The sequence below is a fragment of the Desulfosporosinus hippei DSM 8344 genome, from assembly GCF_900100785.1.
In the GTDB taxonomy this organism is placed as follows: Bacteria; Bacillota; Desulfitobacteriia; order Desulfitobacteriales; family Desulfitobacteriaceae; genus Desulfosporosinus; species Desulfosporosinus hippei.
This window is the reverse complement of sequence record NZ_FNCP01000009.1, coordinates 138,706-153,155: the sequence shown is the minus strand read 5'-3', so window position 1 is coordinate 153,155 and position 14,450 is coordinate 138,706. Positions and strand designations below refer to the sequence as shown.

The following is a 14,450-nucleotide window of genomic DNA, read 5'->3' as shown; positions in this document are numbered from 1 at the left end:
ATCATATCCATCAAGCCACGAATGCAATTGTGAAAACCAAACCTTGTAAAGTGGTTATGGAAACCTTGAATATCAAGGGTATGATGAAAAATCGACATCTATCGAAAGCCATTGCCCAGCAAAAACTGTATGACTTTAAGTCAAAGCTTCAATACAAATGTGAGATACGAGGTATCGAACTCGTTGAGGCAGACAAATGGTTTCCATCGAGTAAGCTGTGTTCCGAATGTGGGGCTATAAAGCAAGATTTAAAATTGTCAGACAGAATGTACAAGTGTGAATGTGGTTTATCGATGGATAGAGATTTTAATGCCGCCATTAATCTTTCGAGATATCAATTAGTAGTCTAGTCACCTAAAAAGACACTACTAATGTGTACGATTCGTTGCATCGGAATTTAAGCCTGTGGAGTGTTATGTCAAACGAAAGTAGTCTTCGGACAAAATCGGACACGATGAATCAGGAAGCAAACAAAGCTTTTTATATACTTTTATAAAGTTTTGGCAACGGTAACAATATCTTAAGAAAATATAACTCCGATAACTCTAGAAGTAATGAAGGATATGTGTTGCTTGATGTGTTATTGGCTCTATTTCTTTTTTCATTAGGATTTGCAGTTTTATTCGAATTAACAAGTGAAGCCCTTTCTGAATCGAGGAAGGCCATGACTCTCATGGAGGGGGCTAATTTGGCTCAAGGAAAAATGGATCAATTAGCGGTTCGGAATTGGAGAGATAATATAGCTCAGCGGGATTGTATACCTGGCGGTATTGTTGAGGGACGAGAAGGTAAATTTCGGTGGCAAATAAGTTCTGATTGGCATGATATCCCCCACTTATTAAAAGTAAGTGTTAAAGTGATGTGGTCGGAGCGAGGAGATCCTTATCAATACAAGTTGGAGAGTCTTTATGCTGTCGAATAGAAGAGAGTCACCGGAACAAGGGTTAACTCTCATAGAAGTCGTGTGTGCCCTGTTGATTTCTTGCATTTTTTTAATGATCTCTATGCGCTTGTTGACTGATCAATGGCGAGGTGCCCGGGCTCTTAAGAATCACCTGGAAGCTCAATACACGGTCTTTACTACTGGAAAGACAGTCTCGGATGCCATTCGAACCGCCGAAACTGTAAGCTGGACAGAGTCGGGAGTGTTAAAAGTACTACCTCTACCTGATGATACCAATCCATCGCCAACCCTCGATTCCTATTTCATCGATGATTTAGACCATGATGGAAAGAGAGATCTGTATTGGCGACACTTAGGAGTTTCTCAACCGGTGGGGAGCTATGTTATTGATTGGAAATGTGCGGAGGTGGAACCGGGATTATGGGAAATCTTCTTACACGCCAGCAAGGAAGGGCAAGCAATCACTTGGAAAACTCTCATCCGCCAAAGGATATATTCATCGCCCTAAACCCCCTTACGGTTACCGCCAATGATATTAAGCAAAACTCAACAGGATATGTCAGCCTGCTCATTCTCTTGTTATTAACCTTGCTCGCAGGGCTAGGAATGGAGGGCTATCTAAAGGCCAATACTGAGAACCGAATGGTCAAACGTGAGGTTCAAAGCCGACAGGCTCTCTACCTTGCTGAAGGGGGAGTGGAGTGGGCAAAAGCCCATTTGACAGCTAATCCTGATCTGAGGAAGGGAAGTTTGTCTTTAGATAACGGGCAAGTCGATGTGCAGATTGAGTTAAGTGGAGGGGATTACAAAGTGACTTCCAAAGGGCTTTCCGGGTTAGCGGTCAGAAAAATCGAGGAACACTTAGAATTGGTCAATGAGAGTTGGGTTACTAAGAGTTATCAGGAACTGCATTGGTAATGGTGACGAGAAGCGACTATGACTTCGGTCAATATCTGTATGCCAATGGCTATCTTGATGAGGCTGGTTTAGCAATGGCCTCAGAGCTAGCCTTAAAGGGTGAAGAACCAATTGGGGATGTGCTCCTGCGCACAGGAATATTGAAAAAAGCCAGTTTGTCAGAGGCCCTACGCAGCTACTTGGGAATCCAGGCAGTAAAATTGACGAGAGTCATAATTGACCCCGCTGTCGCAGGATTGATTTCTGAAGAAATTGCTTGTCGTTATACCCTTATTCCCTTTGAGCGATATTCCGGGGTCTTAAAGGTTGCCATGTCTGATCCCACCCATGAAAGAGCCCTTCGGGATGTAAGAATGCTGACTGGGTTAGAGATTGAACCACTATATGCGGCTAAGGAAGAAATTGAAGCTGCAATTCGCCAGTATTTAACCGTTGAACAGTCTGTTGCCCGCCTGGCGGATATTGGAGATAGCGTTTTTGAAAATCCGGGAGTTTGGTCAACTGAATCCTCTAAGACCCTAGAGTATGAATTCCAAGAAGACGAAGCGCCCACTTTGAAATTCGTTAATTCAATTTTACATGAGGCAGTTTTACAGGGAGTCAGCGATATTCATTGGGAACCCCGTAAAAACCTTTTTGTAGTTCGCTATCGGATTGATGGTAAGCTTATTAAAAAGCATGATCTTGCTTCAAAAGCTGCTCGGAGTATTGTCTCCAGTCTTAAGGTAATGGCTCAAATGGATGTTGCAGAACGCAGGTTTCCCCAAGACGGTCGAATGACCTTTAGCGCTGGAGTTCGGCGAGTGGATCTGCGTATGTCCTCGATGCCCACCGTATATGGTGAAAAAGTTGTAGTTCGCATTTTGGATCCTGAGATGGCTCAACGTTCGCTGGATAGCCTAGGTATGCGCCAAGATGTTAGGACAGGGGTACACGCTTTATTAAAGCGTCCAAATGGCTTGATCTTAGTCGTTGGCCCCACCGGGAGTGGCAAGACTACTACCCTCTATGCCCTGCTCAGAGAATTAAATGCCGAAGAGCAAAACATAATTTCAATAGAAGACCCTGTGGAATATCAACTTTCAGGAGTTAATCAAGTACAAGTAAATCTTCCTGCCGGGCTAAGTTTTCCCGTAGGCTTGAAATATATTTTACGGCAAGACCCAGATGTGATTATGATTGGAGAAATCCGTGATGAAGAAACCGCCAGAATCGCCATAACTGCTTCACTGACCGGGCATTTAGTATTATCAACCCTACATACAAACACTGCTGCAGAGGCCTTAGCACGGCTGATTGATATGGGGGTAGAGCCCTATCTTTTAGCTTCAGCGGTCAGCGGGGTTTTATCTCAACGATTAGTACGTCGTTTGTGCGACCACTGTAAGACCCAGTATAAAATTTCTGAGGCAGAAAAAAGAGCATTTCGCCTACCCGTGTCAATAAACTACCTATACCGCTCGGTAGGCTGTCCGGAATGTCTGGGGACAGGATATCGAGGCAGGATAGGGATCCACGAGTTTTTGCTCTATAGTCAAGAGATTAAAGAACTGGTTCTCTCTGTACAAAATGCTCGCGACATAGAACAACAAGCCATGGTTTCCGGAATGCTTACTGTAAGTGAGGATGGGTTCCTAAAAGTTCAGCAAGGACTTACAACTGTTGAGGAAGTATTGCGGGTTACATCTGGAATAGAAGAATAAGGGGAGACTAAACCATGATTTCATTTAAAGAACTTTTACTTTTAGCCGGAGAAAAGAAGGCTTCAGATATTCATTTGACTGTAGAGAGTCCTCCGGTTTTGCGGATGGATGGCTCACTGATCCCAAGCAAGATGGATAAACTATCTCAGGCAGATTTAGAGACCTTCACCAAGGCTCTGATGAATGAAACTCAGGCTAAACGGTTTGCTGAATATGGTGAATTAGATATGTCCTATAGTTTACCGGGTGTTGGACGTTATCGGATTAATATATTTCGGCAAAGGGGATCAATTGGAGTAGTTATTCGCCTGATTCCTTTTACAATCCCGAGCCCTCAGGCCTTAGGACTTCCTCCCGTCAGCATTGAGTTGGCCAAGCTGCACAAAGGATTAGTCTTAGTGACTGGCCCAACCGGAAGTGGAAAATCAACAACTCTGGCCTCTCTTATAGACTATATTAATACGACGAGGGCCAGTCATATTGTGACAATTGAAGATCCCATTGAGTATTTACACCGACATAAATTAAGTCTAGTCAATCAACGAGAGGTTGGTAACGACACCCATTCTTTTTCTAATGCCCTGCGAGCTGTTTTGCGTCAAGATCCTGATGTAATCTTAGTTGGAGAGATGCGTGACTTGGAAACTATTGCCACAGCGGTAACAGCTGCTGAAACCGGACACTTGGTCTTTAGCACTCTTCATACCAATGATGCCACTCAGTCCGTGGATCGGATGATCGATGTATTCCCCCCCCATCAGCAGCAGCAAATTCGTGTTCAGTTAGCGGCTGTCTTGCAAGGGATTATGTCTCAACAATTATTTCCCAGAGCAGATCACAAAGGCCGAGTTGCAGCTATCGAGGTCTTGATGGCCACTCCGGCGGTACGCAGTTTGATTAGAGAGGGCAAAACTCATCAGCTTCCGACAGTTATTCAAACAAATGCTAAGTTGGGAATGCAAACAATGGACAAGGCTATTATGGAATTAGTCCAAAAGGGACTGGTAACGTATGACGTTGCCCAGGAAAAGCTGCAGAGCCCTGATAGCATGCGAAGATGAGCAAACAGCATTTCTTATGGAAAGCTGTTGATATAAATGGAAAAGTTCGTCGCGGAATATGGGCAGATACTGGCTTGTACGAGGTTCAAAGACGTCTAAGGAAGGCAGGCTACTTTCCGGTTTGGATTCGATCGACTGCTCCTATAGAAAATGTCCTTTTTCCAGCCGGAAGGAATTTTAAGTGGAGTAGTTTTGCTCGTCGATTGGCTACTTTACTGGAGGCTGGTATCCCCATCCTGCAAGCTTTGCAAATGATGAGCTCCAATGAGCGCAGTTCCTTTGATCAAGAACAATTAGTAATTCTCAAGAACCAGGTAGAAAGCGGCAGTGATTTATCTGAGGCTTTAGCTCATCTCGACCCCTCCCCTAACTCATTTATTCTATCCATGATAAAGGCCGGTGAATATACGGGAAATCTGGGGAAAGTTCTCAGTGAGATTGCTGATGAGTTAGACTTGGAGCTTGTTTATCAGCGAAAAATTAAGGCGGCTCTCGCCTATCCTGCCCTTTTATTTACTGCAGTTATCCTCGTACTCTACGCTCTTTCGGTCTGGATTCTGCCAATGTACGAAAAATTGTTTCTAAGTGTCGGTGTCTCCGAATTGCCTTTTTTGACCAGAGTCATTTTTGCCGGCAGTCAAAAACTTCCCCTTCTCTTAGGAGGTAGTCTTAGTTTGGCAAGTGTGAGTTTATTGATTTATAAACTTTCCAGCCCAAATCAGTGGAGAATCCATCTGGAGAACTTGCTGGGACGTGCCCCTTTGATCGGTAAAGTCTATCATCTTCGGGATTTAGTCCAGTTCAGCCGGATGTTGAGCCGCTTGTTGACTGCCGGAATTCCTTTATTGGAAGCCTTGCGTCTAACGGCAGGAACCTTGCGCAGCCCTAAGATGCTAGCCTTAATAAACAATCTCATACTAAATGTTCGTCAAGGAAAAAGAATGTCACCAATGCTCAGTGCGAGTGGGATTTTTCCTAAGGAAGGAGCTGAAATGATTGGAATTGCAGAGGAAGCAGGGCAACTTGATCTGATGATGCATTATGTCACCAAGATATTTCGCTGTGATCTTGAGGAACAACTCGAAGGTTTAATGCGGATGATTGGACCCCTTCTCACAATTATTTTAGCCGGGTTGATTGGTATTGTCGCAGGAGGAGTTATGCTCCCTATCTTTGATCTAAGTTCACAACTTCAGTAGTCTTAGCTTAACTTCATCCGAGTGAGACAGATGTTCAATTTTCATTGAACGAGATTGCTTTGTGCAGGACTGTTAAAATTAAGGAGGAATTAAGATGAATTATCTCAAACAAGACAAAGGCTTTACCCTGATTGAAGTTTTGGCTGTGATCATCATAATCGCCGGACTGGCGGCAATTGCAATCCCCAAATTAGTATCTAGTACAGCTAATGCAAAACAAAAAGCCGATGTAGCTACAGCACACCAAGTTAAAGCGGCTCTTGATCGGTATCAAGTAGAAAATGGTACCTATCCTAAAAACTTGGAAGCAAAGAATGGGAAGGTAACTGCTCCGGGATTTATTCCAAACTATATCAGTAAGTTGGATGTGTCAACCACTCAACAGGTGGTAGTGGGCAAAGAAGGATTTGGCTTATCTACTTTAACAGCTGATGCATCGGATAACACTTTGTATCTCTTTCCAGCTGATCATACACCTGACAGGATAATCATGATTTATATGTCTGCGGATGGTTTAGCTGCGGAAGTTCGGGCGTATGATGAAAAAATGAAAGAGGCAATTTGGACGTCAGCTGACTAGCGTGTCTTTTTCAAAGAGAAGTACTACCAAAAAACCAAAAAACCAAAAAACCAAAAAACCAAAAAAGTTGTGGTAAGGCTATTATACAAGGCTGAATTGAAGATAAAACCGGAAAAGAGGGCCTCATTTGTTTTTAATAAGTATTACAGCAGGATTTTTAGGATTGATAATTGGTAGTTTTTTGAATGTGGTCATTTACAGAGTCCCGCGAGGGGAATCCATAGTATCGCCGGGTTCTCATTGTCCTGCTTGTGGACATCCCTTAAAAGCTTGGGAACTTATTCCCGTCCTTAGTTTTCTATTGCAGAATGGAAGGTGTCGAGAGTGTCAAGAGCCAATTTCTTGGCGTTATCCGGCTGTTGAACTACTAACGGCAATTCTTTTCTTTCTTACGGCATACTTTAGTTGGAGTACGGCAATCTATCCCTCTCAACTATTCCTAAACTTAGTCTTTGTTGCTGTCTTGATTGCGCTATCCTTGATTGATATTGATACCCTGCGCCTGCCGAATGTGCTCACCCTTCCCCTCTTAGTGCTTGGGTTATTGGGGGCTTTTCTCATACCCGGAAACCCAACAGGATGGGAGAGTTTGCTGAGTGCTATGGGCGCGGGAGGGTTATTCTTATTGATTGCCTTGCTCTATCCCCAGGGAATGGGCTTAGGAGACGTTAAATTGGTTGCGGCACTTGGTGCCTTCCTAGGTTTTCCCGCAATATTCTTAGCTGTTTTTCTAGGAAGTCTAATTGGTGCCATATCTGAAGTATATCTCCTAGTTACAGGACAAAAATGTTTTCGTCAACAGATCCCTTTTGGACCTTATCTGGCCCTAGGATCAATAATAGCCTTATTGTGGGGAACCCAAATCTTTGAATGGTATTGGGCGTTGGTAAAATGAAAACCTCGAATAAGTAGGTGAAATCAATGCAGAAAAGTTACCTAGTTTTCGAATTAACAGATGGAGAGATTCGCGCATTTTGCTTTTCCGTCTCTTCCTTTAGACATAAACTTATTCATAGTTCTACTGCAGTCAAATTTGACCGTATTCCAATACCGACCGGTCTTATCGAGCAGGGTGCAGTTCGAGATGAAGAATCTTTAAGGAGCATTCTAGCGACCTATCGGTCTCAGAACCCTGGCAAGTTAGCTAAAGTATATCTGGCAGTTTCAATGCAGCAAGGATTCATAGGAGCATATTGCCTACCTTGGCTATCTAAACGCGACAGAAAATCAGCTATATGTCTTCTCGTAGATGAGGAAATATCGATTCCAAAGTCAGAGCTGTTTTATGATTACTTCATCTTTTCTGAGGAAAAACCTAAAAAATTACAAATTCTCTTAGGTGCAACACGACGAAGCATACTTGAACAGTATGCCTTTATTTTTGATCAAGCGGGTTTTCCCTTAAATGAGATCGATTTTGCTTATTCAGCTCTCGGACAGGCTTTAAGATTTGATGCAGATCAAGATGTATTATACCTCCAAGGTGAGCCTGAAGGTGTAAAAATGATTTCCTTTAGGGGAGTAGTTCCCAAAAACTTGCGCATGCTTTCTTCTTTTTCGGCTAGTGAAACGTATTCGGAAACAGACTTACTTGAAGAGCGGAAAAACGAAATAGGACGGTTTCTCTTATATCATCAAACTCAGCAGACCGATTATAATTTAAAACGGATAGTCTGGAGTGGAGGTTCTGATGTCAGCAGACTCGCTCAGGAGTTACATTCAACTAACTCAAATTTATTGCTTGAACAAGCAGTCATAAAGGATTTGCCTGATTCCTGGCAGAAAGTGCTTGAGCAAAACCATGGTGTTGCAGAGGTGGCAGTGGGGTATGGTCTGCGCGTTATATCCCAACGTCCGGGGCTTAATCTTTGGCGGGAGCCATTTGCTAAGGGAAAGCTTATGAAGGCTTACTTACGTCTAGGGTTCGCAGCAATAATATTGCTTATCACAGGAACCCTGGTTTGGTTATCTCTTTCTCAACTGGCACTACCTTTACAAGATGAACTAAGCCAACTATCTCGAGAGGGTACCGATATCCTGGAACAGAATCAACAACAGGCAGATCTGCTTTCTGCTTGGAAGAAAGCAAGTGTCCACCGGGAGAAGATCGGAGAGAGGTTGGCAGAAGTTCAGGCTTCGGCGGGGGTAGAATTGAAGATTAAACAAATTACTTTTAAAAACGGAAGTCTATCTATACAAGGCTCGGCTAATGACTCAAAAAATGTCCAAGCTTTTATTAAGACTCTGAGGATTCTAGGCTGGGCAGATCCGTCATTATCAAGTTACAAAATGACAGTAGAAAGTACCGTTGATTTTATTATAAACGCTAAGCTGGGTCGAATTTCTACCCAGCTAGAGTCCCAGGAAGCCGAATAATATCTTGAGGTACCGTGAATGTTCGAGTTAGTTTGGGTAGAAGAGAGCAATTGAAATTGGTTTTGATATTATAAAAATATTAACATTGATTTTAAGGTTAAGGGGGCTTGTTTTTGATTAAATCAACCATCAACTCCTCTATACGCAACTGTCGATGTCTTTCCCTACATAGTCTGAAAATTATCATATTCAGCATCTTTCTTGGCAATGCTGTTGTTTATACGACTCTTTGCCAGCCAGCGTATTTTAAGTTGATGGCATTGAAAGAAGAGACTAATTATTGGCAAGATGTATCAGAAAGAGATGTAACCCAAAATAAGTCTATTATCCCTACAATGGATCAGTTGCCAGACATGATTGAGCTATGTCGCCATACTTTTGTAGATAATGGTGTGTACGTAGCTTCCCTAAATGTTGAACGATTCGGGGAGCGGAGAGAGGCAGGAACAGGAGCCGCCCTTGATTATGCTTTGGTTCGCTTGCGTTTAGTTGGTCAACAGGAACAAATCACAAGTTCCCTGGAAGCTTTAGAGGATAATAAAGAAATAAGTGTTCATATTGAGGAGGTGCTCCTAGCTGAAGGAAAAGGAGAAACTCTTCTCAAAATCTATTTCAGTACTGGAGAATAGCTTTGCCAGCAAAGATACTGGTTCGATAAAGTGGGCCGTGGGGTAATATGGGAGAATTTCATAAACTTAGTAACGAGACATTCCGTTACTACCATAGTTTATGGAGAGGAGGAATGTGATGTGGGAAAAGAGTACTGCATACAAGCCGGAGATAATTTTTATGTTTTAGCTCAACGCTGGGGAGGAACCTGTGATGATTTTCTAATGGTTAATCCTAGTGTTGACCCGCTAAGACTTCAAATAGGACAAAAGATTGTTCTGCCCGATTTTAAACCGAGTAAAGGGCTGGAACAGTATGCAACAATAAATGCTGATCAGGGTCAAGAGTTTGTTGGGGAATATTTAGATCAGGTAGAAATGGAAGTTGAAGGAGTTCGTGTTAGGCTTAAGCGTATCGGCGAGCCAAAGACTCCTCATGAAATTCATTTAATGATTCCTCGAACAGAGATTCGAAAGGTCCAGCCTGCAGGAGAGTGTGGGCCGACTGAAGTTCAAATAATGTTGAGTAACTTAAATGTTGTGCTTTCTCCTCGTTTAGTGAGTGGAGAAGGGGATCGTGCAGAACAAGGCAAAATGAAGGTTCAGCAGGATCAAAACCAACAAACTCAAATTAATAATCCCCAGCAATTTGGTCAAGGAGCACAGCCGGGGTTCTAAGCGTCAAAGAGTAGCTGATGATAATTTGTAGGGTATTTCAATGGCCCATAAAAACAGTAAAACAGACAGGAGATTCTATAACCTCTTGTCTGTTTTACTGTTTTATGGGCCATTATTTGATTCTTCACCAATTCGAGGTGCCACTTCTTAAGTGGGCGTTCTTTATTCTGGTTCGGTGGGAGTAGAGTGAAGTTCAACAGTAGAGATAATAAATCTATTTAGGCAGGAATGGAATAACTCCTAATAGAAAAATACTATGCTACAATAGAAAATTGTGTTAAAATTTTAAAGGTGAGTTGAGGAAGTGATAAAATTGGGTATGATATGGGTGTTTAATGGACCGAATTTAAATTTATTAGGGTTGCGTGAACCAGAACATTATGGTTCGCATACATTGGCGGAGATTCATCAGGAAATATTAAGAATAGCAAATGAGGCGAAAATAAACGCCGAGTGCAAGCAAACTAATCATGAGGGAGTCCTCATCGATTGGATTCAGGGCCTAAGTTCAGCGGATTTTTTAATACTTAATCCTGGGGCTTGGACGCATACGAGTTATGCGATAAGAGATGCTATAAGCGCTGTAAAAGTTCCTGTGGTTGAAGTACATCTATCCAATATCCACGCACGTGAGGCGTTTCGGACCAATTCGGTTATTGCTCCAGTCTGTATCGGACAGATCTCAGGTCTAGGCGCTGAGGGATATTCCCTAGCAATGCATTATGCTATCTCTTACCAAAAAGCACAGGGTAAAATCTGAACTGGAATTCGAACGTACCACGAACTTCGAGATAGGGGGTATTTAAGTGAGTCGCCTGCAACAAATGCGTCAACACATGCGAGATGAAAACCTCAACGCATATGTTGTAATGCGCCCGGAAAACGGTAGGTATGTTAGCGGATTTTCCGGTGGTGAAACAACTTTATATATTACGTTAGAGAATGCTGTTTTATTAACCGACTTTCGCTACATAGAACAAGCTAAAGCTCAGGCCCCTGCTTTTGAGATTATTGATGCGGGACATGACCACTTTGCAAAATTAGGCGAAATAGGTAGGGGAGTACATAGGGTTGGCTTTGAAGGAGATTATATAACCTACGTTGATTTTGGCAATCTGAAGAATGCCTTATTAGAAGCTGAACTTTTTTCGCTGCCGAACCTTGTCAGCAACTTGCGCTCGGTAAAAGATGATTCTGAAATTGGGTTGATTCGCCAAGCTGTGAAAATTGCTGATAACGCTTTTAAAGAAGTTTTAATGACAATTGAGATCGGACAAACAGAGGAAGAAATCGGACTTAATCTGGAATATTCCATGAGACGAGCTGGTGCCAGTGGAGGTTCCTTTGACTTTATCGTGGCATCAGGCCTGCGTTCGGCCATGCCTCATGGAACTGCAAGTCCTAAAAGGATTCAGGCAGGGGAATTTCTGACTATGGATTTCGGAGCCATTTATCAAGGGTACTGTTCAGATATAACTCGTACTGTGTTTATCGGCGACCCTGAGGATAAGCATAGGGATGTTTACGCTACTGTTTTGAGAGCACAAATGGCAGGAATCCAAGCAGTTGCACCAGGCCGCTCCGGTAAAGAAGTAGATGCTGTAGCCCGGTCTATTATTGAAGAAGCAGGCTATGGAGATTACTTTGGACACGGGCTGGGACATTCTGTGGGTCTGGCCATTCACGAAGGGCCGAATCTGAGTAAGCGGGAAGAACGCCTTCTTCAGCCCGGAATGGTAGTTACTGTCGAACCTGGTATTTATATACCTGACTGGGGCGGTGTTCGCATTGAAGACATTGTTTTAGTCACTGAAAGCGGTTGCGAGGTCTTAACCCAAGCACCCAAAGAATTGATCATTTTAGAGTAAATTTTGTCCAAAAGCTGATTCTCACTAGCCCTTGTTCAATAACAGAAGGAATGGTGGTTTTTAAGCTTCTGGATAACATAGATTCGATGGGATATTATTCCATCGAATCAAAAATCACGTTTTTGCCATTGCGCAGATATTAGACTTCAATAGGGACAATCTGGTCTATACAAGAATTATTAGGGGGAAGTAAACAATGATTTCAACAAATGATTTTAAGACAGGTCTTACCATTACAATAGATGGTGATGTATTTTCAGTAGTTGAGTTTCAACATGTCAAACCAGGGAAGGGTGCAGCTTTTGTACGCACTAAACTGAAGAATGTCAAGACCGGTGGGGTCGTAGAGCGTAAGTTCAATGCCGGCGAAAAAGTTGAGAAAGCACATGTAGAGCGCCGCGAAATGGATTATCTCTACAAAGATGGAGAGCATTTCGTTGTTATGGATAAGGAAACCTACGAACAAACCTCTTTAACTGAGGCACAAATCGGTGATGGAGTTAAGTGGCTGAAAGAAAACATGACTTTAGGGGTGCTTTTCTTCGGGGTACAGGTTATTGGGGTAGATATCCCAAATTCCGTTCAACTGGAAGTTACTGCTACTGAACCAGGAGTTAAAGGAGATACTGCAACCGGTGGTACCAAACCAGCTACCTTAGAAACCGGTGCTGTGGTGCAAGTTCCTTTCTTTGTCAATGAAGGAGATGTCCTCATTATTGATACTCGCACAGGTAACTATGTTCAACGGGCATAGTGATACTCTTATACCTGAATAATTTTTTATAGACATGAAAACATCTTCTATGGGGCAAATTAACCTTACTGTTACCATAGGAGGTGTTTTTTAATTTGCATAATAAGAGGGCATCAAAGCTTAGTGTGATTCCACTTGGTGGAACGGGAGAAATCGGAAAAAACTTACTTGTGTTTGAATATGAAGATTCGATTGTAGTCATTGATGGAGGTGTGAAATTTCCGGAAGATGAATTACTTGGTATTGATCTAGTAATTCCCGATATCACTTATTTAGAGAAAAACCGTGAGCGTATTAAAGGACTCTTTATCACTCATGGACATGAAGATCATATTGGTGGACTTCCTTTCATCTTACCAAAATTGAATATACCCATTTATGGAACTCGGTTGACCTTAGGCTTAGTTCAGGCAAAGTTGCAGGAAAAAAACCCCTATCCGGAATCGTTGGTGCATGTTATTGAGCCAGGAGAACCGATTCGAGCAGGAGTGTTTGAAGTTGAAGCCTTTCGTGTTACCCATAGTATTCCTGATGCTGTCGGATATTCTTTACTTACGCCGGTGGGCCGAGTGATTTATACCGGTGATTTTAAAGTGGATTACACACCAATTGATGGATATAACATGGATTTAGGTAAACTTGCGGCCTGGGGACAGGAAGGGGTATTAGCCCTGCTTTGTGATTCTACTAACTCAGAGAGACCGGGGGTTACAATTTCAGAGAAGATTGTTGGCAAAGTCTTGCGGGAATGGTTCGAACGGGCTCAAGGAAAAATTATCATGGCTTCCTTTGCTTCGAATGTCCATCGAATTCAACAAGCGATTAATGCGGCCTCAGATATCGGACGCAAAATTTGCGTTGTAGGAAGGAGTATGGAAAACGTTGTTAATACTTCGATTGAACTGGGATATTTAAAATTACCCCAGGAAAACATCTTAATTCCCAGTTCTGAAGTAGGGAGTATGCAGCCGGAGAAATTATTAGTGCTCACCACTGGGAGTCAAGGAGAACCTCTGGCAGCCTTAACGCGAATGGCTACTCGCAGTCATCGGCAGATTAATGTGATGCCAGGGGATATGGTAGTCATGGCAGCAACCCCAATCCCCGGAAACGAGAAGTTGGTCGGAAAAACAATCAATCATCTCTATCAAATAGGGGCCGAAGTAGTCACTAAGGAAATGGGACAGGTGCATGTATCCGGGCACGCCAACCAAGAAGAAATAAAACTTGTTATTCGTCTCACTCAACCTCGTTTTCTTATTCCTCATCATGGTGAAATACGTCATCAAGCCGGTTTTAGAAAAATTGGTCAGTCTCTTGGTTATGTGGATGAGGACATTGCCATTACCCAGTTGGGCTCCCGGGTTGAACTTTCACCGGATCGAATGGAATTTGGTGAACGGGTTGAGGCAGGAAGTGTTTATATTGATGGGTTGGGTGTAGGAGATGTGGGGTACATTGTTTTAAAGGATCGGCAACAATTAGCTCAGGATGGAGTAGTTGTAGTTGTCGCTGCACTCTCTAAGAGCAAGCCTTATAAAATATTATCTGGGCCGGATATCATTTCAAGAGGATTCACATTTATGAAAGAAGCAGATGCCTTAATCGATGGTGCTAAAAAAGATGTAATAGGGAGTATAGAAAGGCAATTTGAGAAAGACCAAATTGAATGGGGAGCCTTAAAATCGAACATTCGTGATAGTCTAAGTAAATACTTATGGGAAAAGACTCGAAGGCGGCCTATGATTTTGCCAGTGTTATTACATTATTAAGCGTCTGTCGGATTGGTGATTTCAACACC

General features: G+C 42.7%; 16 protein-coding genes. All 16 read left to right on the top strand.

The window, feature by feature from the left end; genetic code table 11:
- On the top strand, positions 1-350 hold a 350-nt coding region (locus BLS16_RS10120), incomplete at its 5' end, for an RNA-guided endonuclease InsQ/TnpB family protein (protein WP_143015521.1).
- Between the two features lie 218 nt (positions 351-568).
- Positions 569-922 (top strand): hypothetical protein, encoded by a 354-nt coding sequence (locus BLS16_RS10115; RefSeq protein WP_242876250.1) that lies wholly within the window; start codon positions 569-571, stop codon positions 920-922.
- Positions 909-1,412, top strand: coding sequence for a PulJ/GspJ family protein (locus tag BLS16_RS10110; protein ID WP_092332873.1), 504 nt, complete (start codon positions 909-911; stop codon positions 1,410-1,412). Before BLS16_RS10115 ends, BLS16_RS10110 begins: the two co-directional genes overlap by 14 nt.
- The gene (locus BLS16_RS10105; protein WP_242876251.1) at positions 1,301-1,822 is read left to right on the top strand and encodes a hypothetical protein; all 522 of its coding nucleotides are present in this window, start codon (positions 1,301-1,303) and stop codon (positions 1,820-1,822) included. Before BLS16_RS10110 ends, BLS16_RS10105 begins: the two co-directional genes overlap by 112 nt.
- A complete protein-coding gene (locus BLS16_RS10100) occupies positions 1,822-3,525 on the top strand; it encodes a GspE/PulE family protein (protein WP_092332869.1) in 1,704 nt (567 codons plus the stop codon). Before BLS16_RS10105 ends, BLS16_RS10100 begins: the two co-directional genes overlap by 1 nt.
- Positions 3,526-3,539: 14 nt before the next feature.
- Complete coding sequence (locus BLS16_RS10095; RefSeq protein ID WP_014901944.1) at positions 3,540-4,586, top strand: type IV pilus twitching motility protein PilT; 1,047 nt, start codon at positions 3,540-3,542, stop codon at positions 4,584-4,586.
- Positions 4,583-5,785: a type II secretion system F family protein gene (locus tag BLS16_RS10090; RefSeq protein ID WP_092332867.1), complete on the top strand. Its 1,203-nt coding sequence runs from the start codon at positions 4,583-4,585 to the stop codon at positions 5,783-5,785. Before BLS16_RS10095 ends, BLS16_RS10090 begins: the two co-directional genes overlap by 4 nt.
- A gap of 94 nt (positions 5,786-5,879) precedes the next feature.
- Positions 5,880-6,365, top strand: a complete 486-nt coding sequence (locus BLS16_RS10085; RefSeq protein WP_092332865.1) for a type II secretion system protein — start codon at positions 5,880-5,882, stop codon at positions 6,363-6,365.
- 127 nt (positions 6,366-6,492) lie between these two features.
- Positions 6,493-7,260, top strand: coding sequence for a prepilin peptidase (locus BLS16_RS10080; RefSeq protein WP_092332863.1), 768 nt, complete (start codon positions 6,493-6,495; stop codon positions 7,258-7,260).
- A gap of 26 nt (positions 7,261-7,286) precedes the next feature.
- Positions 7,287-8,741, top strand: coding sequence for a type IV pilus biogenesis protein PilM (locus BLS16_RS10075; RefSeq protein WP_092332861.1), 1,455 nt, complete (start codon positions 7,287-7,289; stop codon positions 8,739-8,741).
- Positions 8,742-8,854: 113 nt separating this feature from the next.
- Positions 8,855-9,370: a hypothetical protein gene (locus BLS16_RS10070; protein ID WP_092332859.1), complete on the top strand. Its 516-nt coding sequence runs from the start codon at positions 8,855-8,857 to the stop codon at positions 9,368-9,370.
- A gap of 120 nt (positions 9,371-9,490) precedes the next feature.
- Positions 9,491-10,027, top strand: a complete 537-nt coding sequence (locus tag BLS16_RS10065; RefSeq protein ID WP_092332857.1) for a LysM peptidoglycan-binding domain-containing protein — start codon at positions 9,491-9,493, stop codon at positions 10,025-10,027.
- A 313-nt stretch (positions 10,028-10,340) separates the two neighbouring features.
- On the top strand, positions 10,341-10,787 hold the full coding sequence (gene aroQ / locus BLS16_RS10060; RefSeq protein WP_092332855.1) for a type II 3-dehydroquinate dehydratase: 447 nt from the start codon (positions 10,341-10,343) through the stop codon (positions 10,785-10,787).
- A 46-nt stretch (positions 10,788-10,833) separates the two neighbouring features.
- Positions 10,834-11,895 carry a M24 family metallopeptidase gene (locus tag BLS16_RS10055; RefSeq protein ID WP_092332853.1) on the top strand — a complete coding sequence of 354 codons (1,062 nt, stop codon included), beginning with the start codon at positions 10,834-10,836 and terminating at the stop codon, positions 11,893-11,895.
- A 196-nt stretch (positions 11,896-12,091) separates the two neighbouring features.
- The gene (efp, locus tag BLS16_RS10050) at positions 12,092-12,649 is read left to right on the top strand and encodes an elongation factor P (protein ID WP_014901953.1); all 558 of its coding nucleotides are present in this window, start codon (positions 12,092-12,094) and stop codon (positions 12,647-12,649) included.
- 95 nt (positions 12,650-12,744) lie between these two features.
- Positions 12,745-14,421 (top strand): ribonuclease J, encoded by a 1,677-nt coding sequence (locus BLS16_RS10045; RefSeq protein ID WP_092332851.1) that lies wholly within the window; start codon positions 12,745-12,747, stop codon positions 14,419-14,421.
- Positions 14,422-14,450: the final 29 nt, after the last annotated feature.